This window comes from Arthrobacter sp. TMN-49 (genome assembly GCF_054511095.1).
The window spans coordinates 115,984-140,827 of the sequence record NZ_JBTNDH010000002.1; the positions used below are offsets into that span (position 1 = coordinate 115,984).

The following is a 24,844-nucleotide window of genomic DNA, read 5'->3' on the forward strand; positions in this document are numbered from 1 at the left end:
CGGCACAAGCATGAGCCGCATCGTGGCAGGTGCCGCCGGCGGCTCGGTGCTGGTCTCCGTGCCGGGGGACGGCACCCGTCCCACCACGGACAGGGTCAAGGAGGCGTTGTTTTCCCGGCTGGAATCCATGAACATGCTCGCTGGGGTGCGCGTCCTGGACCTGTACGCGGGCTCCGGCTCTCTGGGCGTGGAAAGTGCGAGTCGTGGCGCCAAATCCGTTGAACTTGTTGAGTTCAACGACAAGGCAGCGGCGGTGTGCCAACTCAACGCCCAGCTGGTCAACAAGGTCCTTGGCACCAAGGCCGTGACAGTGCAGCGTTCCAAGGTGGAAACGTTCCTGGCCCGGGTGGCCGAGACTGGTGTGGACCAGTGGGATCTGGTGTTCCTGGACCCGCCCTATCCGTTGACTGAGGAAGAACTCGCTCTGGTGCTGTCCCTGCTGGCGCCTCGCCTGAGCTCCTACGCGGTGGTGGTGGTGGAGCGCTCGGCCAGGACCCCGGAACCCAGCTGGCCGCAAACCCTTGAGCGTTTCGCCGAGAAGAAGTACGGCGAGACGCGCCTGTGGTTCGCGGAGCCCGCGGGGGACTAGCTCCGCCCGCCGTCACTGGACAGATCATGCCGCCATACTCATTTTTAGGGGCACGATCTGTCCAGTGACGGGGCTAGATAAGCATCAGCTATATCTGGCACACGCCAAGATATGGCGAGTATCTTTGTGGTAGGGAGCTCCCGAGACGGGGCGTTCCTGCACAATTTGTTTACAACTGCATAGACAGGCCGTTGAGATCGTCCCGGGTGGGGCAGGGTGAACCGCTACGACCGTTGCTCCGTTGAAAGGATCTGGTCATGGAATATCTCACCCCCTTCATTCCATTGCTTGTTGTCATTGTTGCCGTGGTGCTCGCCGCCTTGCTGATCCGGGCAGGCGTCAAACTGATGTGGCAGGTGGCCGAGCCCAATGAGGCTCTCATCATTTCCGGGTTCACCCGTGGCAACGTCGGCACCAGTGACGGCATGGACTTCAAGATCGTCACCGGCAAGGGCGCTTTTGTCATTCCCGGACTGCAAACTGTCAGGGCGCTGTCCCTGACCTTGAATGAGACAGAACTGCAGGTCAACTGCGTGACCTCCCAGGGCATCCAGGTGGTGGTTCAGGGTGTGGTGATCTTCAAGATTGGTGACTCAACACCGTTCATCGCCAACGCAGCACGGCGATTCCTGGGACAGCAGCCCAAGATGGAAAGCCAGGTATACAACGTCTTTGAGGGCCACCTGCGCTCCATCATTGGCAGCATGACGGTGGAAGAAATCATCCGCGAACGCGACAAGCTCGCCTCCCAGGTCCGCAGCGCCAGCGGGACGGAAATGTAAAAGTTGGGTCTGGTGGTTGACTCACTGCAGATCAAGGACCTGGAGGATCCCACCGGGTACATCCAGAACTTGGCTAAGCCGCACATCGCCCAAGTCAAGATGGAAGCCAGGATCGCCGAGGCAACCCGGAACCGTGAGGCCGCCGAAAAGGAGGCGGAGGCGGCGTCACTGATTGCCGACGCCCAAAGCGTCTCAGCCATCAAGCAGTCGGCCGCCCAGGCCAACGCCGAGACGGCCAAGGCCAATGCTGCCCAGGCCGGCCCGCTGGCTGATGCAACAGCCCGCCAGCAGGTGGTGGTGCAGGAAACGCAGGTGGCCAAACTGGAAGCAGACAGGGAGGAACAAAAACTCCAAACGTCCATCCGCAAGCCCGCTGATGCCAAGGCCTACGCCCAACGGACTGAAGCCGAAGCGCAAAAAGCTGCAGACATCAGTGCCGCCGAGGCCAAGGCCAGGAAGACTGAACTGGAAGCACAGGCAAATGCGACGGCGGCCGCCGCCACGGCAGGTGCCACCCGCGTCACGGGTGAGGCCGAAGCTGCGGCGACGAAGGCACGCGGGGAGGCTGCGGCGTCGGCGATCAAGGCCAAGGCGCTGGCAGAAGCGGACGGCATCAAAGCCCGTGCCGAAGCGCTGGGAACCAACCAGGAGGCTGTCATCTCCCAGCAACTGGCCGAAAATATGCCGGCCATTGTGGCGGCAGCCGCGGAACCCTTCGCCCACGTGGGCCAGCTGACGGTGCTCAATGGCGGCGACGGCATCAACAACATGGTGGGCGGGATCCTGTCCCAGGTGGGCAGCTACCTGCCAGCCATGCAGGCGTCGCTGAAGAACGGCCGCGTTCCCAAGCCGCAGGAGCCACCGCATGCACAGGGATCTTGACAGGAGCCTGACCGGGAAGATTGGCCGGGTTACGGGAACCATCGGCCCGGATACTTTGGGCGAGGTGATGTTGGAGGTCAGGGGAGGCACGGCGGCGTACTTGGCCCGCCCGTATGACGGCGCCAGCGTCTACCGCATGGGTGAGCAGGTTCTTGTCATGTACTTGGAGCCGCCACAAACCGTCTACGTTGAGACCCTGCCGGAGTTCTTGCAACATCCGGGGTGAGGTGCCGCAGGCGTGCCACGTCACGCAAAGGGAAAGGGTGACCCGTCACAGTAGGGTGGTACACAATCCCCGCCCCGACGGACCCTAAGGAACCCTTTGTGAAGCAATTGAGAATAGGCCTCATTGGTGCCGGCGGCATTGCCGGCGTCCACATTGCCGGGTGGCAACAACTGGGAGCACACGTCAGCATCTATTCACGCTCCGGTGCGGCGCAGCTGGTGCAGCACTACGGCATTGCCGAGTTGTCCACGCTGGCGGAATTGCTGGCGGCTAGTGACATGGTCAGCATCCTGACGCCCACCACCACACACCACCACTACGCCATGGCAGCCATCGCAGCGGGCAAGGACGTAATCTGCGAAAAGCCCCTGGCGGAGACCACGCAGCGTGCCGCGGAGATGGCCAACGCCGCCCGTGAAGCCGGTGTCCGGCTCTTTCCTGCGCACGTGGTGCGGTACTTCCCGGAGTATGTTGCGGCCAAGGAGCAGCTTGACCGGGACCGAATCGGCTCGCCAACGTCTCTTCGCCTGAGCCGGGCCAGTGCCGCGCCAGCTGCGGGATCGTGGTTTTTCAACGAGCATCTCGGTGGCGGCATTGTCCGGGACCAGATGATTCACGACCTTGACCAAGCACGCTGGCTGGCAGGCGAAGTGACCCAGGTTTCCGCAGTGCAAAACCCGCCCAGTGTTGACGGAATTCTGCCGCGCCCGGTCACGGCCACAGCTGTTTTAACCCACCAGAGTGGGGCCGTAAGCCAGTTGCAGGGGGTGTGGGGCCCCGACACGCAGCCCTTCAGCACCAGCATCAGCATCGAGGGGCCAAACGGCAGCGTGTTGTACTCGTGGCCCGATGGCCAGGCAGCCAAAGCCCCGGCCACTGAAGCCCCGGCCACCGAGCATGCACCCGGCGGCTATCTGCCGGTCCAAACGCCGGCGAACAGTCCCTACACTTTGCAAAATGCTGAGTTTGCCGCGGCCCGCGCGTCGGGCGAGCCTTCCCGGGTGAGCCCGCTCGACGGCGTCATGACCGTTGCGCTGGCAGAGGCCGCCTATGCGTCAATCAAGTCAGGCGCACCGGTGGACTTCTCTGCGTCCGCCGTCCGGGCGCTGCTGTAGGACCCTGCCTCCGTCTGAGCGGCCATTTCACACACCATAGGCAATGCCACACCAACGGCGACGCTTGGGCTCCTTGGTGAGTGCCCGGCGTCGTACGCTGTGGGGAAACTAGCGGATGAACAAAGGTGCCAGAGCCAGGACTACAGCGGTGGCCGCGGCCAGAACAATCAGTGTGGCGATCAGGCCCAGAGCCCGTCGCTTGTTGCGATGGGAATGGTCCACTGAGTGGTTCAGTCGGCGGAAAGCCTGTTGGGAAGCGCTGCGGCGGCCCGTTGACGGGGCCCTTACTGAGCGGGACATTGATCTCCAGAGATGTACGGCAAGACGTCCGGGTACTAATCGGAACCAGCATCCAGTCTACTGGGAAGCATCTCTGGAGCTCGAAAGCTGGTGGTGGCACGGTTGTCCTACATTCTCGTCCCCATAAGCCCCTTCGGGTCGTGGCCTGAAATAGCCCAGAATGTGGGTCATAAAAAATCATGCAGCCAGCAGCAGTTGCCTGGTGCGGCTCTCGGACGCGGTGGTGGAGGTAATCTGCTTCCGAGTGCGGGCCGATCACGGCTGGTGGCGGAACCAGCGGAATTGTCGGCCAGCCCACCAGGGGCAATGGCGAGAACCTTTGGCTTTGCCCAAATCGTTGACAGGCACGCGCTGCTGTCGTAAGTTCGGGGCACTGCACGCTACGCCGAGCCAAAGTCAGAAATCATGCGCCTACGGACTGTGTCTTTGTCGTTCGACATCAGCGCACTGATGCTTTCGGGGCTCATAGCATGCAACGGGGTGGATCCACAAGCGCCGCTGGGCCAGCCCGCAGTCAATGCCGAGAGTGAAGCCGTTCAGGAAAAGTCCGCCGCGTCCAGTCCGGAACTTCCTGCTGCCGTGGACATCCGGGTGGTGGAACTGCGCAGCATTGAATGGTCCTATTCCCCAGGGGCCTTGACCAGCCTGTCACCGTGAAGCTGATAGACGGTGCCGCCTCTGCGGGGGTAGGCGCAGAGCTCACCACCCATGCCCTCGATGAGGTGGCGACTGTGACGTTGACGGGGACGGCGACGAGGATGCTGTGGCTCGCATCAACCGCGCGAATAACATGGCCTTTGAAGGTCTTTGGTATGTGTGGCTGGCCGATGGCACGGATGTGGTGCAGGTGAAGTACCCCATAGCCCAAACCGGACGGTGTGGAACGTATGTGGAATCCGTGGTGATCAACGACGGTGCCGTCAGTTTGAGCGAATACCTCAGCATTCCCGGCCTTGACGACAAGATCCCCTGCTCCGACCCGGGCACGGGCCTGCATAAACGAACTGTCACCATCCATGCCGAGGTCCGGATGCGTGGCCCGTGCAGACAGCGCCGGTGGCTGCCTGGGGCGGCATGTGTCCGGGACCGCGATGGCCGGATACCAGCCCGGGCTTGGCCGACCTGTGGGGAGCGCCCTCAAAGAGGGCAGCCGTGGCCGCGACCGCCGCACCCGACGGCGGAGCAGTCTTTGAGCTGTCCGACGCACCGCTCATGCAGCGCGACGGGTGGTCCCTCATTGGATTCAGGCTGCTCGGTGTCGATATGGATGCGGGCGGCGCAGACATGCGAGGCGCCTGGGGTGCCGCGCCCTGAGCCGCTGTCTCAGCCTGCCAGATCGTCCAGTTCAACCCCAGACAGGACCGTGGCCAGGTGCGGGCTCGCGGCCACCAATGCCTGTGACCAGCCTTGCGGCCACGACCCGTTCCTGTCCAACAGGATGATGTTTCCGGGTAGCGGCGGCACAGTGAACTCACGTCCACACGAGGTGGGGCTGCTACCGGGTGCGAGGACCGCCCGAAGCGAGCAAACACAATGCGAGGAAACGTCGATATCCATCCGACTCCTCACGACGGTTCGTCTTGGGTGATGATTCTGCACGCCACATGGACCAGGCGGCCTTGACTGCCAGTTCTGCCGTAGCGACATGATCTCGCGTAGCGTATCTGACTGGGTCGTAGTCATTACTGTAGTCAGCTTCGTGGCGAGCGTCCTGAAGTTCAATAAAGCTCTCTGCCACTGTAAGCAAGTTCTGGGAAATAGGGGTCTGAGGGTCTCGCCTGAGAAGTAAGACCGGGCTTCGGTCCACCTTGGCTGGCAGTCTGGAACCATCGGCCAACACAACCCACGAGGCTGCCTTCTTGATGCCTGTGTGAGTGAACCAACGCGTCACGTTCGCGATTTCCGGCTCCGTGGCTGTTGGGAACGCGTTCAGGGCGCCATGTCGCGTAATCTGGTGGAACAGTGCGTAGTAGGCAGTTGATGTGCCCCGTCGGAGATCGGAGAGTGCTGGCCGACCGCGACCGGAGGTCAGACCCGCCAGAGCATGAGCAGTGCGCAACATGCCAGACGCGTATATTGGGCTGGTCACGAGTCCTCCACCGACAAGATGCCGATGTCGGAGGCAAGCATCTCGCCTTTGTCGGGAATGTCATCCTCGGCGGTCTCAGCTACGGGGGCGTTTTTGGCCGTCACCGATACACTCGTGACCCCTTCTTGCTGCATCCCTGCGGCAGAGAGGAGATGATCCAATGCCTCACGGGCAGTTCTCTTCAATGAGCGGGTTGTAACAACATCCCAAGCGTCCTTTTTTGGCTGAGTCAGGTACAAGATCACGCGCCAAGCCGGAAGGTCATCGAGGTCTTGGATTGCTCGAATATCCAGGTCCTCCACCACGGCGTCGCCTTCACCGGATCCGACCATCTTCAACTTGAGTTGATCTTTGAGCTCTTTGACTCCTATTGCCATCATGTTGTCATTATCCCGTACGACCGGCGGTTTCGCACGCTGGCTGAGCCTTGAGCATGCGGTCCGTCGGATGCGCCCAGGACGCCAACAAGCCCGAGACGCGTCGTTCCTGAGGCGGTATTGGCGGACCTGTCTGTCCACGTTGGTTCGAGTGTGTCGCTAAATATGCGATTTGAAAACGTGCCCATTAGCTGGTGCTGGTGGAGCGTTCCGGAAAACACGACGTTTGGGGAGGCGGTGTTGGGATGGGCGGGCTAGCCGGTCAAGTCATCGAGCTCGACCCCTGTCAGGACTGTGGCCGGGTGGGGGCCAGCCGCCAGCAACGCCTGCTCCCAGCCGTGCGGCCAGGGACTATTGGTGCCCAGCAAGATGATGTTTCCGGGGTAGCGGCGGCTAAATAGCATGCTTGTGCCATATGCTGCCACGTTTGTCATGGCTTCCTGGAGCGCCTTGGTCTGGCTGGACACCAAGGTGAATCCGGGCTCGTCGCCAACGTTGACGGCCAGGATTCCCGCCGGCGCCAGCAAGGCGGCGGCTTCCCGGTAAAAATCTGCGCAGGCCAGGTGGGCCGGCGCGTCCGGTCCGCTGAAAATGTCCAGAATGACGACGTCGAACAGCAGGTCAGCAGGCAGCTCGGCCAGGGCTTCGCGAGCATCCCCAATGTGGCTGCTCAGGGCCGAACCGGCAGGCAGGGGTAGCTGCTCCAGCACGAAGTCCAGTAGCTCACGTTCCAACTCAACAGCGTGCTGCACAGAGCCGGGGCGGGTGGCTTGTATGTACCGGGCAAGGGTCAGAGCCCCGGCGCCCAGGTGCAGCGCTGTGATGGGCTCGCCGGGCTCCTTGAGTAGGTCCACAGCGTTGGCTACACGACGCAGGTACTCATAGAAAACGTCTTGTGGTTCGGCCAGATTTACGTGCGACTGTTCGGCGTTGTCAATGCTCAGCACAAACGCGTTCTCGTGCCAGGGATCCTTGTCAAGGGTGGCGTGGACGCCGCTGGTGCGCAGGAAGCGGCTGTTGTGCGCCATTAGAGTTTGTCCGCCAAGGTGGCGAGGCGTTCGGCTGCCTGCTCCAGCAGCGGCACCTTTTTGCAAAAGGCGAAGCGCAGCAGGGAACGGGTTCGCAGGGCGCCGTCGGGGTGGCAAAAGACGGGGACGGGAATGGCCGCCACGCCAATGAGTTCGGGCAGTTTGCGGGCTAGTGCTGTGGCGTCGGTGATGCCCATTTTTTGGGTGTCGGCATTGATGAAGTAGGTGCCCTGCGGCAGGTAGACGTCAAAGCCGGCCGCGCGCAAGCCCTCACCGAGAATGTCGCGTTTGTGGGCCAAGGTTGCCGCCGCGTCGGTGAAGTAGTCATCGTCGAGCCGCAGACCGGCGGCTATGGCCGTCTGGAACGGCGTGCCGGAGGAATAGCTGAGGAACTGTTTCACTGTGCGAGCCGCGGCCACCAATTCTGCCGGTCCGGACAGCCAGCCGATCTTCCAGCCCGTGAAAGAGAACGTCTTGCCGGCCGAGGAAATGGTCAATGTGCGTTCTGCCGCACCCGCCAGCGTGGCGACGGGGATGTGTGTGGGACCAAAGGTGAGATGTTCGTAGACCTCATCGGTGAGGATGACGGCGTCGTACTTGATGGCCAGGCGCACCACCTCTTGCAAGACCTCAAGCGGGAACATGGCACCGGTGGGATTGTGCGGATTGTTGATGATGACCATCTTGGTGCGCGGGCTGAAGCTGCGCTCGAGCGTGGCCAGATCAGGCATGAAATCCGGGGCGAGCAGGGCGGCCGTGGTGTGCTTGGCACCGCTGAGGCCAATCATGGCGCCGTAGGAGTCATAGAACGGCTCGAAGGTGAGGACCTCTTCGCCCGGACCGGTCAGCGCCAGGATGGCTGCGGCAATGGCCTCGGTGGCGCCCGTGGTGACAATGACCTGGTGCTCCGGATCCAGCGTGATCCCGTAGAAACGTCTCTGGTGCTCCGTTATCGCGGTGCGCAGATCAAGGATGCCCTTGCCGGGGGCGTACTGGTTGTTGCCCCGCGCGATGGCTTCCTGGGCAAGTCGGCTGAGCTCCGCGGGGCCGTCCTCATCCGGGAAGCCCTGGCCCAGGTTGATGGCCTTGTGCGCATTGGCCAAGGTCGTGATCTCTTCAAAAATGGTGACACCCAAGGAGCCATCCGGGCCCATCAAATTGGCGCCTTGGGCTGTGCGTTGCCACGGGTGGGACATTACTACTCCTTTTTGAAGAACCAAGCTCCGCTGCGGAAGCCGGGCGGCTGGTGAACTGATCCAGGCTGTTCCATTCCTTCAATACGTTACCGGCCACCCCGTCCAAGCCCTAGTGGGGGCTGCTTGCCCTCTGCACGCTGCTACTGGCCGGTACATGGCCAAATGGCTAGGACATGGCTGAAACTGCAGCACTATCGCGAAGATGTCGGCTAGATTCATGACTATGCGACGCGCAGTATGCCCCGGATCTTTTGACCCCATTCACAAGGGCCACATTGAAGTGATTGCCCGAGCCGCGGGACTTTTTGACGAAGTCATCGTGGCGGTTTCAACGAACTACGCCAAAAACTATCGTTTCACGCTCAACGAGCGCCTGGAGATGGCCAAGACCACGTTCTCCGCGTTGTCGGGAATTGTTGTCGAACCCATGGGGGAGGGGCTCTTGTCCGAGTATTGCCACGCCCGCGGGGTCTCCGCCATCGTGAAGGGGCTGCGGTCCTCCTCCGACTTTGACTACGAACTGCCCATGGCCACCATGAACCGGCAACTCTCAGGGGTAGAGACGGTGTTCCTGCCTGGGGATGGACGCTACCTGCACCTGTCCTCCACCTTGATCAAGGAAGTTCACACACTCGGCGGGGATGTGGCCGACTTTGTGCCGCGGGCCGTGCTACGCCGCCTCCAGGGCGACGTGGGCCCGGACACGAGGCCAGTCCCCGTGGTTCAGCCGAGACGGTAACTGATCCCGGGCCCAAATTCCTGAACTTATGCGCTGAACTTGTCGCGGTTTGTCAGGCCCTCGAGTCCGGGCCTGGTTGAAAGACTGTCCCCGACATTGGCGCATAGGCAAACCATCCGACGCCGTTGGTCGTGTCGGCCGCAAACTTGGCCAGCAACGCTGCTTCCGCCGCCACGAAGGCCGTGAATGCCTCCACGGCAGCTGGATTTTTTGCCCGGTCGCTGGATCGGAACAGCTCTTTGCTTGATTTGCCGGCATAGGAGTGGAACTCCACCGTGAAATTTTCTCCCAGCTCCTTGGCCAATCGCTGCGCCAGATCCTGGCCCGCGGCTGTGAAATCGGCAGCCCTGCTGGCAGACCTCCAATCCAGCTCAGGAGTTAGCGATGCGTAGTATGACGCCTCCCAGGCCATTAAATCTGCCGTCAGCCCAGGCGACAAGTGTGCATCGTCGTAGTTCACCGGGCCATGGCCCGGCAGCCAGACGACGGTGTCGGCGTAGTCGGGAAACATCCTGACGCGAACGGGCGTGCCCTCCGCAGCAGCGGCTTGTGGGGCGGCACGTGCCGCGGCAACGACCCCGGCGCTCGTGTTCAACGCCACCACGACGCCGGACACCTCGGTGTGGGGCGACGTACGCCCAGCCGGAGCTGCCGCGTGCGGCGGATAGCTGCCAACGGGCCGGAAGGACTCTCGCGTCCCTGGCGCAGGTATCCAATTGACGCTGCCCGCGTGCTCTCGGATCAAAAGTACCGAGACCAGCGCCATGGACTCCACGACGCCGGCCACTTCCGGAAATCCCTCGGGTGACGTGCCATAGTCGTCGGCGGCAACGACTCCAGTGAGCGTCACAGGACCCTCGGTCACGGCAGGCGCATCCCAATACAGAACGAAGTCATTGCAGGTGATGGACGTGGGAAACGCGCCAAGCTGGTGCGACTCACTGTCGGCCAAATGTTTCGCCACACCCGTGACAGTGACCTCGCGCCCGGAGAGGCCATGGGTCCTCGCCGGCTCATCACCGGCTGTGCGAAAAATCAGCACATGGCTCAGGGTCATGCCAACGAACGGGGGAGCGATGTCTCCATCGCCTATTTGCCAGTCGTGGATAAACACGGGAAGCATCATGTGCCTGAATATACCCCAATACGGTCCGGGCGGGGGCAGATAGGCGACACCAGCTATTTTATTGCCCTTCAAATGTGAAACTAAAAGTGCAATTCTCTGTCCACCAATACTCTGGCAGAGTAAATCGAGCACTCGAACGCCGTTGCAGAGTGACCATTTCCCTTGCAACCGTTATCCAGGGTGTCAGGCTTTGGGGATTTCATAAATCATTTCCGCCTGCATGCGGAACTCGATATCAGATAGCGGCTCGGAGTTCGGGTCCGTCCCAAACAACCAAGTCAAACCCTTAGATCCCCGGGCGTCCCGACCGACTAGAGCGACCGCGACAATTGTGTCATCGGATACCATTTGTTTTGCCCATTTAAGAACTTCACTGAAAGTGGCATCAGAAACATCAAACGTTGTGATTGCACGGTTAATTCCCTTAGCGATGTAGACCCGAAAAATGGAGTCGTACTGTTCCCAAGTACTATCGCGCTCGTCTACTTCTTCAGTGTTCATAGTCACCATGATATGGACAGTGATGCCCAAATCGGAGCGCGCAACGCGATTAATCCCGGGATGACGACGCGTTTCGGCTGACGTTGGCGGCTTGGCACCCCACACGCCAGGGCATGTCTTCTCCTTCGCCCAAAGCGATCCCGTCCCCGGCTCGGCTTCGGCCGGCATTGGATATCCCAACGACCAGCCGATCGGAATTGCCGATGGAATAGTCAGTGGACTGGACAGAAAATTTCCCACGGACTTTGGCCTCCGTGAGCACCTTGTGCAAACATCGGCGCCCATTAACCAGGGCAATAGCGGTGGGCCGCTCGTTGACATGGCCGGGAACGTGATTGGCGTGGTCAGCGAAAAGTCTGAAATTACAAAAAGTGGCCGTCCGGTGGAAAACATGGCCTATGCGGTGGCGCCATCTGCGGCCCGGCCCACGATTGGTGAATGGATGAACCTCGACACGACAATTGCGGCGGTCAAGTGCGCGTCTGCAGTTGAACCCTGCAGCCTCGTTCTTCCTGTCGTCGTTGGCTCCAATGAACTTGAGGCCATCAATGTTGCCCAGGCATTGCTGGTGCACAGGCAAGCCATCAATTGTGCCGCCTATGATTCAGCCTTTTCTTATTTCGCGGCCTCCACCAAGGGGGCTTTTGGTGGCGCGGGGAAGTGGAGCGAGGGGCTTGGCGCATCATTCTGAACGCAGCTGACCATGCACAATTTTGTGATCAACGCAGATGACGCGACAGCCACAGTGGTGCTTCAGACGAGACAGTCTGCCGAGCACAGCAACGCCGGTGCGGACTGCACCAACGGAACTTTCGACTATGTGATGCAGCGGGTGGACGGGAAATGGTTGATCGCCCAAGTCAATTCGCTGGATACAGGCGGCATCCCTGCCGCTTGCTAGGCGCTGTCCGGACGCACTCATACCCGACGCCGCCCGTCCCAATCCCACCTTCTCAAGCTATTGAGAGCTACATCACGCACTGCTCGGGCCGGTGGGTTCGCCGTTAAGCCTGTGTCTGTCGTAGACTGGATAAGGCCAATTTGGTCTGGTACCGCTCGTTTTGATGCCCGTCACCTTTCGGGCTAAGATGGTGCGTCGGTCATATGTTCTTACAGGAGTTCTCATTAGCGCAACCACGTTGGACAGCAAGTCCAGCCATGGCACGCCCCTCACCATTGGTGTAAGGGAGCTTGGGCGAAGCCCGGGCAGCATGTGGAAGTTCGAGGAACGTATACCTGTGCCGGAAGATTTTGGCACCCCGCTCATTGGCGCGACGCCCGGATCCGTTTTGGATCTGGAACTCCGTTTTGAGGCCGTCCATGAAGGAATTCTGGTGTCGGGCAATGTGCTTGTCGAAGTGACAGGCGAATGCTCACGATGCTTGGAGACTTTTGAGGATGACCTTGAAGTCGATGTGCAAGAACTTTTCTTCTACGAGGAACCGTCCGCGGACATCCTCGAACAAGAAGAAGATCAGCAACGTTGGGTCGAGCACGATTCTATCGATCTTGAACCGGTGTTGCGGGACGCAGTGGTAACCGCCCTGCCGTTCCAGCCGGTGTGCCGGGAAGACTGTGAGGGTCTGTGTTCCGAATGCGGAATACACCTTGCGGATGAGCCGGGGCACCATCATGAGGTCGTTGATCCTCGGTGGGCTGCCCTACAGGGCTTTACCGGCGAAGAAAACTAGCAAAAAGTTTCACTTTCGGACATGAGTCCGTCAGTTATCGAGAGAAAAGAGTTTGCCGTGGCTGTTCCCAAGCGGAAGATGTCCCGTGCCAATACGCGCGCACGCCGTTCCCAGTGGAAGGCCACCGCGCCTGCTCTGGTCAAGACCATTGAAAATGGCGAAGTTGTTTACAGCTTGCCGCACCAGGCACGAGTTGTAACCGACTCAGCCGGCACCGCACTGTTCTTGGAATACAAGGGCCGTAAGGTTGCTGACGTCTAAGACGTCCGTGCGGCCACCCGGCCGTTCGATTTAGTGGTTAATAATTATTGCAGGAGCTGCTCATGTCCTCAGGTACGGATTCCCCGAAGCTGACGGATGGGCAGGAACTGCTTCTGAAGCGTCTCGGTGTCAGTATTGATGCCGGGACGCTTCGTCTTGCCCTGACGCATAGATCCTATGCCTATGAAAACGGTGGCCTCCCCACCAATGAGCGCCTGGAATTCCTGGGCGACTCCATCCTGGGATTCTCCGTCACTGACGCGCTCTACCGCGACAACCCGACGTTGGCCGAGGGTGATCTGGCCAAGCGCCGCTCAGCCGTTGTCTCCACCCGGGCCCTGGCCTCGATTGGGCGCTCTTTGGGTGTGGGCGAGTTCATCTACCTGGGCCAGGGCGAACGCCTGACCAAGGGCAGGAACAAGTCCTCCATCCTGGCGGACACCATGGAAGCCTTGATTGGCGCCACCTACCTCACCCACGGCATCGACGTGGCCCGTGACCTAGTCATGCGCCTGGTGGGCCCGCTGCTGGCAGATTCCGCCGTTCTTGGTGCCGGCACCGACTGGAAAACCAACATCCAGGAAATCGCCGCCGCCCAGCAAATGGGCACCATCTCCTACCAAATCACCGGCATCGGTCCCGACCATGACCGCTCCTTCACCGCGCGCCTGCTCATCGGCGGCGAGCTCCACGGCACCGGCACCGGCCCCTCCAAGAAGGAAGCCGAGCGGTCGGCGGCGGCTATTGCCTGGGTTGAGCTGGAGAAACGCCTCCCGCAGCACCACGACGCCGGGGCCTCCTTGGCTGCCGCGCCCGCCGGCTTGCCCGCCGAGGGTGCCGCAGCCGCCGCTGTCGATGCTACGGCCGCAACTGCCGCCGGAAAGTAATGCCCGAGCTGCCCGAAGTTGAGGTGGTGCGGCGCGGCCTTGAGCGGTGGATTGCCGGGCGCAGCATCACTGACGTCTCAGTGGTTGATCCCCGCTCCATCCGCCGCCACCCACTGGGTGTTGAAGACTTCCGCGGGAATCTGCTCGGCACCACAGTCCTGGATGTGGTGCGCCGGGGCAAGTTCTTGTGGATGCCGCTCAGCGATTCCCTCAGCGATTCCCCGGCCGACGCCGCGCCGCCCCACACTGCCCTGGTGGCCCACCTCGGCATGAGTGGACAGTTGTTGGTGGAATCCCCGGAGCAGCCGCACGAGAAACACCTCAAGGTCCGTCTGTCCTTTTCACCACGCGCTGATGCGCCCGAGGAGCTGCGCTTCATCGACCAGCGCATCTTCGGTGGCCTGTTCGTCACCTCGCTGGTGCCCACAGTGGACGGCGCACCCGGTGGTTGTGGGATGCCTGTTGATCCCGCCGCCGGACCGTCTGGGTCCGGCTCCAGAACGTCTGGACTCGGCTCCGGGTCTGCCTGGGCTTTGATCCCGCGCGAAGCCGCGCACATTGGCCGCGACCCGTTGGACCCCTACTTTTCCCTTGCTGAACTGCACAAAAAGCTGCTGGCCCGAAAAACCGGGCTGAAACGTGCCCTGCTGGATCAGTCCGTGGTGTCGGGCATTGGCAATATTTATGCCGACGAGGCACTTTGGGCGGCCAAGATGCACTACGCCCGGCCCACTGACACCCTGCGTCGCCCGGACACCGAACGCATCATCCACGCGGCCCACGACGTCATGTCCAGGGCCCTGGACGCCGGCGGCACCAGTTTCGACTCGCTCTACGTCAACGTCAACGGGGCATCGGGCTACTTTGCCCGGTCCCTGAATGCCTACGGCCGCGAAGGCGAAACCTGCTACCGCTGCGCCGAGCTGGGCCTGTCCACAAAAATCCGCCGGGACACGTTCATGAACAGGTCCTCCTACAGTTGCCCGGTCTGCCAGCCCAAGCCCCGCAATGCCCGCCTATAACTGGATGGGCGTGTGAAATGCGAAGCCCACCTGCTTGGCGAGTACGCGAGTGCTGACCTTAGCCACAGGGATCCCTGTGTAACCATGCATCTCGGGGCTAAGGTCAGCAAAATCGTCAGGGCGCCCGGAAGATAATCGGGCCGGAAGGCTCATGCGGCGGCTTGCTGGGCTGCCAGATAGGCATTCATGATCCTGGCCTTGAGAAGCTCGGGGTTGCTCAGATGCTGCCACTTGACGCGGATGAACCGCCAGCCTTCCTCGATCAGGGCGTTCTCACGTTCACGCTCCTCTATCAATGCTTCGGCGGTGGGCTTGTAGTCAAAGTATTTGGTGTCCCCATCAAATTCGAGAACTAGCCGGATGCCGCGCCACACAAAATCCACGCGGAAGGGGCCGTTGGCAGTGTCAAGCCATGCTTGAAGCTCAGGCTGCTCAATGGGGAGCTCGCGCACTAGGAGGCGAGTTCTGGATTCACCGGCTGATTCGGAGCCGCCATCGAGGGCTTTGATGGCCCGGCGTGCCCGCTTGATCCCTCGGCAGCCAAGGAATGACTCCGCCAGCTCCTGAAGTTCGTGCAGCTCCAGACCTGCATTGAGCGCCGAATCACCAATAATGACAGCCTGTTCCAGGGAACCCCTCATGGCGCACTCCAACACTGTGCGCGGTAGATTCGTGTGGCGGGCCAGGCCAACCCCCGGAATGAACCGTTGGACTACGTCGCTGGGGGCAAGTTTGGCAAAGTGGACGGCGATATCCGGTGACGTCCGCGAGGGCGAGGAACTGTAGGGCGTGGTGACGTGAATCAATTTTGAGCTATTCCACAGCTGAAGCTTGTGGAGGCGTGCTGAACTGAAATGAGAATACACATAGCTGCCGTTGCTGACCGCAATGTGGCCGGCGAGCGCCAGCTTGTCCCTGTCCCACGGCATGGCCTTCTGCCACCTCTGCCGAGGAACGTAAACCCCGCGCCGTAAGCGGAGGAGCAAGTTCAACCGCACACCAGCTTCGATGGTTCTGGTGTCCAAGCCGGCATGGAGCAGCTGTCCGGTGGTGGCCACAACACGTTCAGGGGGCCAGAGCCTTGCAAATGAGTTCGCTACATCGTCGACGTCCATGAGGCTGATTCTGGAAAGAATCGGGCCTGCCGGCAAGGGCCCAACCAGCCAAAACGGCAAATCTGTGGACAACACAGGGCCGGATCCGCATGAACAAGAAATCTTTTGCTGACACCAACCGCGAGATGCATGGTTGCACGCGGGCTACTGTGGCCACGGTCAGCATTCGCGCGAACCAGCCGGGCAACCGGCCGGGCACCAGCCGCGAACCAGCCGGGCAACCGGCCGGGCACCAGCCGCGAACCAGCCGGGCCGTGGCAGCGGCGGTGCCTAGCCCTGCGCCCGGTAGTGCTCCGCCAGCTTTGCCAGTCCCTCATCGAGGGAGATGGCAGGAGTCCAATCCAGAACAGCCTGTGTGTGGCGTTGGTCAAACCAGTGGGCCGTGGAGAGCTGCTCGGCCAAGAACCTGGTCATGGGAGGCTCGTCGTGTACCCAGCCGCGGCTGCCAGCGGCAGTCCACGTCTTCTCAATGGCGGAGCCAGCACCTCGGGCCAGCCAGCCAGGAACCGAATAGCCCGGTGCACGGACACCTGCTGCCGCGCAGATGCCGGCAATCAGTTCCCCAACAGGGCGTGGTTCACCGTTGGTCACCACCAGGGCCTGGCCGTGCGCGTAATCCATGCGTTCCAGTCCGCGCACAATGGCCTCGGCAGCATTGTCCACATAGGTGGTGTCAATCAAGGCCCGCCCGCCGTCCAACAGGGGCAGCCTGCCCGCCCGGGCGCGTTCCACCACGCGTTCCACCAGTTGGGTGTCGCCGGGGCCCCACACAACGTGCGGGCGGATGGCGGTGACACGAAAAGTGGGGGAGTCTTGCGCCAGGGCCAGTTCCTCGGCGGCAGCCTTGGACCGGGCGTAGTGGCCACGGGCAAATTCGGGGCTGGCTACGCCGGCGCCGCTGCCCACAATGGCGGCACCAAGATGGGCCACCGACGGGGATGAAACAAACACAAAGTCGCGCACACCGGCATGCCGGGCGGCCGTGATGAGCTGCCGGGTGCCAACAATATTGGTTGTCACGAACTCATCCCACGCGGCGGTGAAGGAGACCTTGGCCGCCAGGTGCACTACCGCGTCAACGCCGCGGACTGCGCGGGCTGCCACATCCGGATCGGCCACGGAGCCCTGCAGTGAATCCCAGGGCGCAGCAACGGCTCGGCGCTGCAAGGTGACCACCGAATATCCGCGGTCAAAGAGAAGCTGTGCCACGGCGCGCCCCAACAAACCGCTGGTACCGGTCACCAGGACCCGGCGGCCGCCAACACCGGCTGACATCTCAGCCATGGACGCGCTCATGGACGGCCCGGCTTGTCGCCGGCAAGCATCCGCCCGGCCCAGCGGGACAGCTTGGCGCGGTCGATCTTTGAATTGTGGCGCACATCGGTGGGCATCGAATCAATCACCAGCACGGCCGCCAGCTGCAGGTCAACGCTCACTGCGGCGGCACGCACCGCAGCTGCCAACGCAGCCGGGGCAAGAGCCGAACGCTTCGCCGCAGGATCAGTCTCAACGATGGCGACCGCCACTTGGGTCCCGGCAGGCCCAACGCCCACCACGGCTGCGCGGGCCACCGAGGGCACAAGCTCCACTGCCTGCTCCGCCGCAACGGGGGTCTTGACGCCGGCTGGCGTACACAGAATATGCTCCAACCGGCCCTCAACCCAGAGCCGCCCGGCACCATCTAGGTGCCCAATGTCGCCACTGCGATGCCAGCCGGGAATCGCGGTGCTGCGTTGCTGGGTGATCCACAAACGGTCGTAGCGTTCCTTGACATGCGGGGCGCTGACAAGGATTTCGCCCGTCACCTGCGCCTCGAAGGTGGGAGTGGGAACCACATTGCCGTCGGCGTCCAGGGGCGCAATGGCCACCTGGGCGCCGCTGACGGGCACGCCAACACACACACCGTTGCCAACACCGGCAGCGCTGATCCCGGCCAAGTCAATGTCGGTCACCGGCAGTGCCTCCGTCATGCCGTAAGGAGTGTGCAACGCGGCGTTGGGTGTCAGCTGCTGCACGCGCCGCAGCAGTTGCTCGGCCAAGGGGGCCCCTGCCGACAAGACAAGTCCGACGTCGGCCAGCGCCTTGTGCTGTTGGGGTGAGAGGAGCGCAGCTGTTGCCACAACATTCACCAGGGCAGCAGGCGAGGCAAACACAACAGTGGCGTTGATGGCTGCTGCGGCATTGGCCAGCGCCGCGGCAGTGAGCGTGCGCGGTGCCGTCACATCCATGTCCGGGGTCACTGTGGTGGCGCCAAGGGCAGGTCCCAGCAGTGCGAAGGGTGCGAACCCTGCCACCAGGGCGGTCCCGGCGGCCAGGGAGTACGTTGCCGCCAGCGTGTCCCGCATCGCTGCCAGGCGGCGGTGCGTGTAGACAACACCCTTGGCGGGGCCCGTGGAGCCGGAGGTGAACAGCACCGCAGCATCGGTATCTGGATCGGCTGTGCTAAATCCGGCACGGGTGCCAGCCAGGCGATCCACACGGCCATTGGCCATGAGGAGCGGAACGGTGGCGGCCACGTTCAGGACCTTCTGACGGGCGGCGGCCGTGGCAGGGGCGAAATCCTCTGCCGCGATCTTCACGCCGGGCCAGTTGTAGAGGCGGGCGCCAAGAAGGGCCTTCTCAATGCCTATCAAATAGTCCGGACCGGCACCCTTGATGGCACGGCTCATCCCGCGCGTGCCCAAACCAGCGTCAGCCACCACAACGATGGCGCCCAGGCGCAGGCACGCGTAGATGAGTGTGGTCAGCGTGATGCCCGGAGGCACCAGCAAACTCACCCGATCCCCGGCCTTGACGCCGAGTTGGCGCAGGCCCGCGGCGAGGTCGTCAACGTCGCGGGCAAGGCCGGCCCAGCTTAGTTCCTTGGTGGCTCCAGCGGGCAGCATGTCCACCACTGCCGTTGAGGTGTCTGTGCGGCGGGCATCCAGTGCAGCCAGCATGGGCGTATACGCGGCTGCATCCCCGGCGTGGGCTGGGGCTGCGGCCGCGAGCGTCCCGGGGGGAGCTTGCGAGCCGTGGGAGCGGCTGGGGACGTTCTGCGCCAGCCAGGCGAACGTGGGTGTGGCGATGTCCCGGTCTTCCTGGACAAGATGGCTGGCACCTTCAAAGCGGTGCACATCGGCGTGTGGCAGTCGTGTCAGCAAGTCCCGCAGGTACAGATCGGAGAACACGGGGTCTTTGGGACCCCACAGCATGAACGCCGGAACCTCAAGGGTGCCGATGCCGGAGGACACGGCGGCCAGGGCCGGCCAGGACGGGTGCGATTCGCTGGCCGGAATGTCGGCCACAAAATTGCCAACACCGCCGCGGCGCGCCGCACCCCGGTAAGGTGCCATGAAGGCCGCCCGGACGTCCTCGTCCAACGCCGGTTGAGCCAGTCCGTGCGTGACGTTCAAGAAGGCCGGGGAAGTCTTGGTGCCCCAGGGGTGCACGGCTGGGTGCAAGGCAAGTTTCAAGGCAGCTGGCAGCGAAAAACCCGCCGGGTGGACTGCTGTGTTTGTCAGCACGACGCCGGCCAGCTGATCCCGGTGCCGGGTGGCCCAACCCAGGGAAATGATGCCGCCCCAGTCGTGCCCCACACTGACAACCGGACCGTCAAGGCCCAGCGCCTCCGTGAGGTCACCAAGATCTGTGATCCTGTCCTCCAAACGGCGGAAGGTGCCGGTTCGTTCGGAGAAGCCCATATCCAGCTGGTCCACGGCAATGACGCGCCACGGACCGCCGGCTGCCACAGTGGTTGGGGAGGTGGCTTCAGCCAGCAAAGTACGCCACAGGTAGGACCAGGTGGGGTTGCCATGCACGCACAGTAGCGTGCCGACGGGTTCCATGCCCGTGGCGGCGACGTCCTCAGCGTTGTCCAGAAAATGCCATTGCCGGCTTGTTCCGGGGGCATCCACCCCTGCCGTTGAGGGCACGGGAAGCGTCCGGCGCCAGCTAGCGTGGACGCCGGGCCACGGCTCGGGGCGTTCCGTGGACGGCAACGCCGCAGCTACCACTGAATTTCCATCATGGTCGTGTTGAGTCCCGAGCCCACGCCCATGCAGAGCACCCTGTCGCCGCTGTTGAGGCTGTCGGATTCCTGCGCCAAGGTCATGGGGAGCGACGCCGGGCCCACATTGCCCCACTTGGGGAACGTCATGGGTACCTTGCCGCGCACCAAGTTCACAGCCTTGATGATGGCGTTGGTGTAGGAGTTGGAGACCTGGTGGGTGACGTACCTGTCCATGGAACCCCACTGCCAACCGTCGGTGTGGGCCTCATGCCAGGCATCGGTGACAAGCTTCAAGCCGTTATCCAACAGGCCCTTGGTGTCGGTGAACATGCCATCGGGACCGCCAACGCACAGTTCGTGGTGTTCGGTGCCGGCGCGCGAAACGCCGCCCAGAATACGGTGGCCGCCCGGGTGCTGATCGGCCGGGCCAATCACGGCAGCCGCTGCCCCGGATCCCAAGGTCAGGGTGGCAAACTCGCGCAAGTAGTCCTCGCGGGTTGAGGTCTCGGCGTTCAAGCGCTCAAAAGTTGTCTCCTGGGTGGCCTGGGCGTCCTCACCGGCCACAATGAGTGCATATTTGATCTGGCCGGAATCGATCATGTTAGCGGCCAGCATCATGCCGTTGACAAAGCCCAGGCAGGCGTTGGCCACGTCGAAGTTCATGGCCGAGGACGGCAGGCCCAGACCGTTGTGAATCTTCACGGCAACCGAGGGCTCCAGGTTGCGGCGGGTGACACTGGTGTTGATCAACAAACCAACCTGGCTGGCATCAATGCCCGACTCCGCCAACGCCTTGGCGCCCGCCTCAATGGCTGCGTCGTCAAAGGACGTCCCGGGCGCCCACCAGCGGCGTTCCTCCACGCCTGCAACACGCTCAAGCAAACGCTTGGAAAGCTTCAACCGTTTCAGGCTTGGGGCAAGGCGGGTGTCAAAATCGCTGGAACGGACAACTACCGGAGCCTCAATGCTGGAGACGGCAAGCAAGGCAGTATTGTGGTGTCGAAACGTAGCATTGCCGATCAAGTTCCAGCCTTCTTCTTGAGATATTCGGTGTCATTTGGCACAGAAATTTCGGTGACCTGATCCTGATTCATGGGATGTTCTTTGTTACAGCCCCCACGGTTCATCAAGACCCACCCTTAACTATGCACCTTATAGGGGTGATCATGCACATACGCCACAACGCATACACGCGGTGCACGACCCCTGTGCGCGGAGCCTTTTCACGGTAGATTGGCTTGTGAGAAACAGTCCGGCGCGGGAGAAGAAACCAGTTTGCATCTAAAAAGTCTTTCCGTGCGCGGATTCAAGTCCTTCGCCTCGGCCACCACTTTTGATTTTGAACCGGGTGTCACGGCTGTTGTGGGCCCCAACGGTTCGGGCAAATCCAATGTGGTGGATGCGCTGGCCTGGGTCATGGGCGAGCAAGGTGCCAAAACCCTGCGCGGGGGCAAGATGGAGGATGTCATCTTTGCCGGCACCTCGGCACGACCGCCGTTGGGCCGCGCCCATGTTGCCTTGACCATTGACAACGCCGACGGCGCCCTGCCGATCGACTATGCCGAAGTCACCATTTCACGCACGCTCTTTCGAGCCGGCGGCTCCGAGTACGCCATCAACGGCACGTCCTGCCGGCTGCTGGACATTCAGGAGCTGTTGTCCGATTCCGGGCTGGGCCGTGAGATGCACGTCATCGTGGGTCAGGGGCAGCTGGACAAGGTGCTGCACGCGACGCCGGAGGACCGCCGCGGCTTCATTGAGGAGGCGGCAGGAATTCTCAAGCACCGGCGTCGTAAAGAAAAGACCCTGCGCAAGCTTGACGCCATGAGCGCCAATTTGGCTCGCCTCACCGACCTGACAGGGGAGATTCGCCGCCAACTCACACCCCTGGGCAAGCAGGCTGCCGTGGCTAGGCGCGCCCAGAGCGTGCAATTTGACCTGCGGGACGCCAAGGCCCGGCTGTTGGCGGATGAAATAGTCCAGCTCAGCACCGCCGTGGAAAAAGACGCAGCGGATGAGCTGGCCCTGAAGAACCGACGCGAACTGGTGGAAAAGCAACTCTTCGCCGGGCGTGAGCAGCAGGGCGAACTGGAACAACTCGCCGCCGCGGCCACGCCTGTCCGCAACGCTGCCAGGGACGATTGGTATCAGCTGTGTGCCACCCGCGATCAGCTCAAGGCCATGGGGGCGCTGGCCGCCGAACGGCAACGCCACCTGGGCGCCCCGGACGCCGTCGCAGATCCCAGCCGTGACCCGGACCGGCTGGCCGAACAAGCCGGCCGTTTGCGTGCCGAGGAGGCCGAGCTGGATGTGGCGTTGGAGGAGCGCCGGTACGGGCTGGACACTGCCATGGAGATCAAGGAAGAAACCGAGGCCGCCGTCCGGGCCGAGGAGCAGCGCGTCCGGGAGCTGATGCGGGCCACGGCCGACAGGCGTGAGGGGCTGGCCCGGCTGGCCGGGAAGGTGTCTTCGGCGCGGTCCCGGGTGGAGTCCGCCGAAGCCGAGATTGGCCGGCTGCACCAGAGCAAGGCGGCAGGTGCCGAACGCCACGGCGCCGCAGCCCAGGAGTTTGCCGCCCTGGAAGCGCAAGTGGCAGGGGTGGAGGCGGGCGAGGAACGCCTTGACGCGCACTTCGAGCTTGCGGCCGCGGCCCTCGCCGAACTGGATGAGCGCATCGAGGCGTTGAGCGCCGATCAGCTGGCTGCCGAACGTGTTCGCGATTCGCTCACCGCCCGGCGTGACGCCCTCGCCGTGGGCTTGCTGCGCAAGGATGCCGGCGCCCACCTGCTGGCCGCCGCGCCGCCGGGTGTTGTGGCCGCCATGGCTGCGCTGATCCAGGTAGCCAACGGTCACGAAACAGCCATTGCCGCCGCATTGGATGCAGCCGCCGAGGGTGTTGCCGTCAGTGACATGGCGGCGGCCCTGGGCGCGTTGGACCTGATCAAGACTGACGACGGCGGACGAGTCACCTTGGTGCTGGCCGGCACGCCCGCGCCGTCGTCGCACCACACCGCCCTGCGCACCGCAGCGGAGGCCGCGGCGGATGCTGTGGCCGGCGCCGTCGTGGGCCGTGCGCACGTGAGCGGCCCGGCCGAGCTGGACGCCGCACTTGATGCCCTACTGGCAGCCGTGGTGCTGGTTCCCGACCTGGCCGCGGCACAGCAAGTCCTGGCCCACCACGCGGGCTTGATGGCGGTGACCGCGCACGGTGATGTGATCACGGCGTACTACCTCAAGGGCGGCTCGGCCACGGCGCCGTCGTTGTTGGAGCTGGCCGCAGCAGTGGAGGAGACGCAGGAGCAATTGCAGGCCGCCACCGCCCGTGGCGAACAGGCACGGTTTGCGTTGGCTGGATTGCGTTCCCAACGCCGTGAGCTTGCTGACGCCGAGGCTGGTGCGCTGGCGGAACTGCACGAATCCGATGCCCGCCTGGCGGCAGTTGCCGAACGGCTGGGCTCTCTTGGTGCCACCTTGCGATCGGCGGCGGGGGAATCGGAACGGCATGCTGCGGCGTTGGCGGCGGCCACTGCCAATCTTGCCAAGGAGCAGCAGGCCCTGGCGGAAATTGCTGCACGGCTGGCGGTCGCCCAGGAGGCCCCGGCCGACGGTGAGCCGTCCATGGATGAGCGTGACGCCTTGGCTGCGGCTGCCACTGCCGCCCGTGCGGTGGAGCTGGAAACCAGGCTTTCGCTGCGCAGCACCGAGGATTCGCTCAACACGGTCAGAAACCGCGCGGCAGCCCTGGAACGCGCCGCAACCACTGAGCGGCTGGCCCGGGAACAGGCGGCCCAGCGGGCCAACAGGCGCTTGTTTCAGGCCAAAAAGGCGGCAGCAGTGGCACTGGCCACCGAACACATCCTAGGGTTTGTGGCGCAGTCCATTGAATTGGCTGAGCACGCGCGTGATGCGGCCGAGGAGCACAGGGCAGCCCGTGAGGTGGAATTGATGACTGTCCGGGCAGCCATTGTGGCGGGCGAGAAGGAACTCGCCACGCTCACTGATTCGGTCCACAAGGACGAACTGGCCAGAGCCGCCCAACGGTTGCGCATTGAAACGCTGGAGAACAAGTCCATTGAGGATCTGGGTCTGAGCGTTGACCACCTGATCACGGAGTACGGCCCGGACACGCTGGTGCCGCACGGCCCGGGGGAAGTTACTGACAAGTGGGCCGCACTGCGCGTCAGCGTGGACGATTCTGGAACGGAAATCCGAGAGGGTACACCGTTTGTCCGGGCGGAGCAGGAAAAGCGCCTCAAACGGGCAGAACGCGATCTCGCCGCCCTGGGCAAGGTCAACCCGCTGGCGCTGGAAGAGTTTGCCGCGCTGGAGGAACGCCACCAATTCCTGGCTTCACAGCTCGAGGACTTGAAATCGAGCCGCAGAGACTTGATGGACATCATCAAGGAAGTGGATGCGCGGGTGGAGGAAGTCTTCACAGCCGCCTACACGGACACCGCAGCGCAATTTGAGCGGGTCTTTGGCCGGCTCTTTCCCGGTGGTGAGGGCAAGCTGATTCTGACGGATCCGCAGAACATGCTCACAACTGGCATTGAGGTTGAAGCCCGCCCGGCAGGCAAGAAGATCAAGCGGCTGTCCCTGCTCTCCGGCGGTGAGCGCTCGCTGACGGCTGTGGCCCTGTTGGTGGCCATCTTCAAGGCCAGACCATCGCCGTTCTACGTCATGGATGAGGTGGAGGCGGCCCTGGATGACACCAACCTTGGCCGGCTTATCACCATTTTTGAGGAGTTGCGCGAATCCAGCCAGCTCATCATCATCACCCACCAAAAGCGGACCATGGATGTTGCCGACGCCCTCTATGGCGTGTCGATGAGGGGCGACGGCGTCTCAACAGTGATCAGCCAGCGCATGGACCGCACGGCTTCGAACGCCTGACCCCCCTACCCCTCTAGATCTCTGTGGCAGTTGT

Annotated in this window: 26 protein-coding genes; 15 read left to right on the forward strand and 11 right to left on the reverse strand. The window is 62.7% G+C overall.

From position 1 onward, the window contains the following. Positions 1-10 precede the first annotated feature (10 nt). From rsmD to ACX80E_RS01675, 5 genes are all read left to right on the forward strand, one after another. Positions 11-589, forward strand: a complete 579-nt coding sequence (gene rsmD, locus ACX80E_RS01655; RefSeq protein WP_459299899.1) for a 16S rRNA (guanine(966)-N(2))-methyltransferase RsmD — start codon at positions 11-13, stop codon at positions 587-589. Between the two features lie 257 nt (positions 590-846). Continuing rightward, positions 847-1,371, forward strand: coding sequence for a flotillin family protein (locus ACX80E_RS01660; protein WP_459299901.1), 525 nt, complete (start codon positions 847-849; stop codon positions 1,369-1,371). A 12-nt stretch (positions 1,372-1,383) separates the two neighbouring features. Next, the gene (locus ACX80E_RS01665) at positions 1,384-2,253 is read left to right on the forward strand and encodes a flotillin domain-containing protein (protein WP_459299903.1); all 870 of its coding nucleotides are present in this window, start codon (positions 1,384-1,386) and stop codon (positions 2,251-2,253) included. Then, entirely contained in the window at positions 2,237-2,479 is a 243-nt protein-coding gene (locus tag ACX80E_RS01670) for a hypothetical protein (protein WP_459299905.1), read from the forward strand. Before ACX80E_RS01665 ends, ACX80E_RS01670 begins: the two co-directional genes overlap by 17 nt. A gap of 98 nt (positions 2,480-2,577) precedes the next feature. After that, the gene (locus ACX80E_RS01675; RefSeq protein ID WP_459299907.1) at positions 2,578-3,594 is read left to right on the forward strand and encodes a Gfo/Idh/MocA family protein; all 1,017 of its coding nucleotides are present in this window, start codon (positions 2,578-2,580) and stop codon (positions 3,592-3,594) included. A gap of 108 nt (positions 3,595-3,702) precedes the next feature. On the opposite strand, the gene ACX80E_RS01680 is transcribed toward ACX80E_RS01675, so the two are convergent. After that, complete coding sequence (locus tag ACX80E_RS01680) at positions 3,703-3,894, reverse strand: hypothetical protein (RefSeq protein WP_459299909.1); 192 nt, start codon at positions 3,892-3,894, stop codon at positions 3,703-3,705. Between the two features lie 405 nt (positions 3,895-4,299). On the opposite strand from ACX80E_RS01680, the gene ACX80E_RS01685 reads away from it, so the two are divergent. Beyond that, entirely contained in the window at positions 4,300-4,551 is a 252-nt protein-coding gene (locus tag ACX80E_RS01685) for a hypothetical protein (protein ID WP_459299911.1), read from the forward strand. A gap of 495 nt (positions 4,552-5,046) precedes the next feature. Continuing rightward, positions 5,047-5,208 (forward strand): hypothetical protein, encoded by a 162-nt coding sequence (locus ACX80E_RS01690; protein ID WP_459299913.1) that lies wholly within the window; start codon positions 5,047-5,049, stop codon positions 5,206-5,208. A 9-nt stretch (positions 5,209-5,217) separates the two neighbouring features. Here ACX80E_RS01690 and ACX80E_RS01695 read toward each other — a convergent pair whose 3' ends face one another. The 4 genes from ACX80E_RS01695 to ACX80E_RS01710 all read right to left on the reverse strand — a co-directional run bounded on the left by ACX80E_RS01695 (position 5,218) and on the right by ACX80E_RS01710 (position 8,584). Then, a complete protein-coding gene (locus ACX80E_RS01695) occupies positions 5,218-5,451 on the reverse strand; it encodes a hypothetical protein (protein WP_459299915.1) in 234 nt (77 codons plus the stop codon). A 528-nt stretch (positions 5,452-5,979) separates the two neighbouring features. Then, positions 5,980-6,363, reverse strand: a complete 384-nt coding sequence (locus ACX80E_RS01700; protein WP_459299917.1) for a hypothetical protein — start codon at positions 6,361-6,363, stop codon at positions 5,980-5,982. 251 nt (positions 6,364-6,614) lie between these two features. After that, the gene (locus ACX80E_RS01705; RefSeq protein ID WP_459299919.1) at positions 6,615-7,388 is read right to left on the reverse strand and encodes a spermidine synthase; all 774 of its coding nucleotides are present in this window, start codon (positions 7,386-7,388) and stop codon (positions 6,615-6,617) included. Continuing rightward, entirely contained in the window at positions 7,388-8,584 is a 1,197-nt protein-coding gene (locus tag ACX80E_RS01710; RefSeq protein ID WP_459299921.1) for an aminotransferase class I/II-fold pyridoxal phosphate-dependent enzyme, read from the reverse strand. Before ACX80E_RS01710 ends, ACX80E_RS01705 begins: the two co-directional genes overlap by 1 nt. A gap of 223 nt (positions 8,585-8,807) precedes the next feature. Between ACX80E_RS01710 and coaD the strand changes: the two genes are divergently transcribed. Further along, complete coding sequence (gene coaD / locus ACX80E_RS01715) at positions 8,808-9,323, forward strand: pantetheine-phosphate adenylyltransferase (protein ID WP_459299923.1); 516 nt, start codon at positions 8,808-8,810, stop codon at positions 9,321-9,323. A gap of 52 nt (positions 9,324-9,375) precedes the next feature. On the opposite strand, the gene ACX80E_RS01720 is transcribed toward coaD, so the two are convergent. Further along, positions 9,376-10,449 carry a hypothetical protein gene (locus tag ACX80E_RS01720; RefSeq protein ID WP_459299925.1) on the reverse strand — a complete coding sequence of 358 codons (1,074 nt, stop codon included), beginning with the start codon at positions 10,447-10,449 and terminating at the stop codon, positions 9,376-9,378. Between the two features lie 183 nt (positions 10,450-10,632). Continuing rightward, positions 10,633-11,190 carry a hypothetical protein gene (locus tag ACX80E_RS01725; protein WP_459300078.1) on the reverse strand — a complete coding sequence of 186 codons (558 nt, stop codon included), beginning with the start codon at positions 11,188-11,190 and terminating at the stop codon, positions 10,633-10,635. On the opposite strand from ACX80E_RS01725, the gene ACX80E_RS01730 reads away from it, so the two are divergent. The 6 genes from ACX80E_RS01730 to ACX80E_RS01755 all read left to right on the forward strand — a co-directional run bounded on the left by ACX80E_RS01730 (position 11,117) and on the right by ACX80E_RS01755 (position 14,811). Continuing rightward, positions 11,117-11,641: a trypsin-like peptidase domain-containing protein gene (locus tag ACX80E_RS01730; protein ID WP_459300068.1), complete on the forward strand. Its 525-nt coding sequence runs from the start codon at positions 11,117-11,119 to the stop codon at positions 11,639-11,641. The genes ACX80E_RS01725 and ACX80E_RS01730 overlap by 74 nt on opposite strands. Before the next feature lie 12 nt (positions 11,642-11,653). Next, complete coding sequence (locus ACX80E_RS01735) at positions 11,654-11,851, forward strand: hypothetical protein (protein WP_459299926.1); 198 nt, start codon at positions 11,654-11,656, stop codon at positions 11,849-11,851. Between the two features lie 310 nt (positions 11,852-12,161). Further along, on the forward strand, positions 12,162-12,641 hold the full coding sequence (locus tag ACX80E_RS01740; protein WP_459299928.1) for a YceD family protein: 480 nt from the start codon (positions 12,162-12,164) through the stop codon (positions 12,639-12,641). A 57-nt stretch (positions 12,642-12,698) separates the two neighbouring features. Continuing rightward, positions 12,699-12,902, forward strand: a complete 204-nt coding sequence (rpmF, locus tag ACX80E_RS01745; protein WP_062007003.1) for a 50S ribosomal protein L32 — start codon at positions 12,699-12,701, stop codon at positions 12,900-12,902. 62 nt (positions 12,903-12,964) lie between these two features. Beyond that, positions 12,965-13,789 carry a ribonuclease III gene (gene rnc / locus ACX80E_RS01750; RefSeq protein WP_459299930.1) on the forward strand — a complete coding sequence of 275 codons (825 nt, stop codon included), beginning with the start codon at positions 12,965-12,967 and terminating at the stop codon, positions 13,787-13,789. Next, positions 13,789-14,811 carry an Fpg/Nei family DNA glycosylase gene (locus tag ACX80E_RS01755; RefSeq protein ID WP_459299932.1) on the forward strand — a complete coding sequence of 341 codons (1,023 nt, stop codon included), beginning with the start codon at positions 13,789-13,791 and terminating at the stop codon, positions 14,809-14,811. The genes rnc and ACX80E_RS01755 overlap by 1 nt, the downstream gene beginning before the upstream one ends. A 149-nt stretch (positions 14,812-14,960) precedes the next feature. Here ACX80E_RS01755 and ACX80E_RS01760 read toward each other — a convergent pair whose 3' ends face one another. The 4 genes from ACX80E_RS01760 to ACX80E_RS01775 form a co-directional block, all read right to left on the reverse strand. After that, complete coding sequence (locus tag ACX80E_RS01760; RefSeq protein WP_459299934.1) at positions 14,961-15,926, reverse strand: hypothetical protein; 966 nt, start codon at positions 15,924-15,926, stop codon at positions 14,961-14,963. Between the two features lie 270 nt (positions 15,927-16,196). Further along, positions 16,197-17,210 carry an NAD-dependent epimerase/dehydratase family protein gene (locus ACX80E_RS01765; protein WP_459299936.1) on the reverse strand — a complete coding sequence of 338 codons (1,014 nt, stop codon included), beginning with the start codon at positions 17,208-17,210 and terminating at the stop codon, positions 16,197-16,199. An 8-nt stretch (positions 17,211-17,218) separates the two neighbouring features. Further along, positions 17,219-19,921 carry an alpha/beta fold hydrolase gene (locus tag ACX80E_RS01770; protein WP_459299938.1) on the reverse strand — a complete coding sequence of 901 codons (2,703 nt, stop codon included), beginning with the start codon at positions 19,919-19,921 and terminating at the stop codon, positions 17,219-17,221. Further along, positions 19,915-20,940, reverse strand: a complete 1,026-nt coding sequence (locus tag ACX80E_RS01775; protein ID WP_459299940.1) for a 3-oxoacyl-ACP synthase III — start codon at positions 20,938-20,940, stop codon at positions 19,915-19,917. Before ACX80E_RS01775 ends, ACX80E_RS01770 begins: the two co-directional genes overlap by 7 nt. Positions 20,941-21,192: 252 nt before the next feature. Here ACX80E_RS01775 and smc point away from each other — a divergent pair, with 252 nt between their 5' ends. After that, positions 21,193-24,810 carry a chromosome segregation protein SMC gene (gene smc / locus ACX80E_RS01780; protein WP_459299942.1) on the forward strand — a complete coding sequence of 1,206 codons (3,618 nt, stop codon included), beginning with the start codon at positions 21,193-21,195 and terminating at the stop codon, positions 24,808-24,810. The last annotated feature ends 34 nt before the right edge of the window (positions 24,811-24,844 follow it).

What these genes read in the sequence shown, in the direction of transcription:
- rsmD (WP_459299899.1), top strand. Translation starts at nt 11, where the DNA reads ATGAGCCGCATCGTGGCAGGTGCCGCCGGCGGCTCGGTGCTGGTCTCC.
- ACX80E_RS01660 (WP_459299901.1), top strand. Translation starts at nt 847, where the DNA reads ATGGAATATCTCACCCCCTTCATTCCATTGCTTGTTGTCATTGTTGCC.
- ACX80E_RS01670 (WP_459299905.1), top strand. Translation starts at nt 2,237, where the DNA reads ATGCACAGGGATCTTGACAGGAGCCTGACCGGGAAGATTGGCCGGGTT.
- ACX80E_RS01680 (WP_459299909.1), bottom strand. Translation starts at nt 3,894, where the DNA reads ATGTCCCGCTCAGTAAGGGCCCCGTCAACGGGCCGCCGCAGCGCTTCC.
- ACX80E_RS01685 (WP_459299911.1), top strand. Translation starts at nt 4,300, where the DNA reads ATGCGCCTACGGACTGTGTCTTTGTCGTTCGACATCAGCGCACTGATG.
- ACX80E_RS01695 (WP_459299915.1), bottom strand. Translation starts at nt 5,451, where the DNA reads ATGGATATCGACGTTTCCTCGCATTGTGTTTGCTCGCTTCGGGCGGTC.
- ACX80E_RS01700 (WP_459299917.1), bottom strand. Translation starts at nt 6,363, where the DNA reads ATGATGGCAATAGGAGTCAAAGAGCTCAAAGATCAACTCAAGTTGAAG.
- ACX80E_RS01705 (WP_459299919.1), bottom strand. Translation starts at nt 7,388, where the DNA reads ATGGCGCACAACAGCCGCTTCCTGCGCACCAGCGGCGTCCACGCCACC.
- ACX80E_RS01710 (WP_459299921.1), bottom strand. Translation starts at nt 8,584, where the DNA reads ATGTCCCACCCGTGGCAACGCACAGCCCAAGGCGCCAATTTGATGGGC.
- coaD (WP_459299923.1), top strand. Translation starts at nt 8,808, where the DNA reads ATGCGACGCGCAGTATGCCCCGGATCTTTTGACCCCATTCACAAGGGC.
- ACX80E_RS01720 (WP_459299925.1), bottom strand. Translation starts at nt 10,449, where the DNA reads ATGATGCTTCCCGTGTTTATCCACGACTGGCAAATAGGCGATGGAGAC.
- ACX80E_RS01735 (WP_459299926.1), top strand. Translation starts at nt 11,654, where the DNA reads ATGCACAATTTTGTGATCAACGCAGATGACGCGACAGCCACAGTGGTG.
- ACX80E_RS01740 (WP_459299928.1), top strand. Translation starts at nt 12,162, where the DNA reads ATGTGGAAGTTCGAGGAACGTATACCTGTGCCGGAAGATTTTGGCACC.
- rnc (WP_459299930.1), top strand. Translation starts at nt 12,965, where the DNA reads ATGTCCTCAGGTACGGATTCCCCGAAGCTGACGGATGGGCAGGAACTG.
- ACX80E_RS01755 (WP_459299932.1), top strand. Translation starts at nt 13,789, where the DNA reads ATGCCCGAGCTGCCCGAAGTTGAGGTGGTGCGGCGCGGCCTTGAGCGG.
- ACX80E_RS01760 (WP_459299934.1), bottom strand. Translation starts at nt 15,926, where the DNA reads ATGGACGTCGACGATGTAGCGAACTCATTTGCAAGGCTCTGGCCCCCT.
- ACX80E_RS01765 (WP_459299936.1), bottom strand. Translation starts at nt 17,210, where the DNA reads ATGGCTGAGATGTCAGCCGGTGTTGGCGGCCGCCGGGTCCTGGTGACC.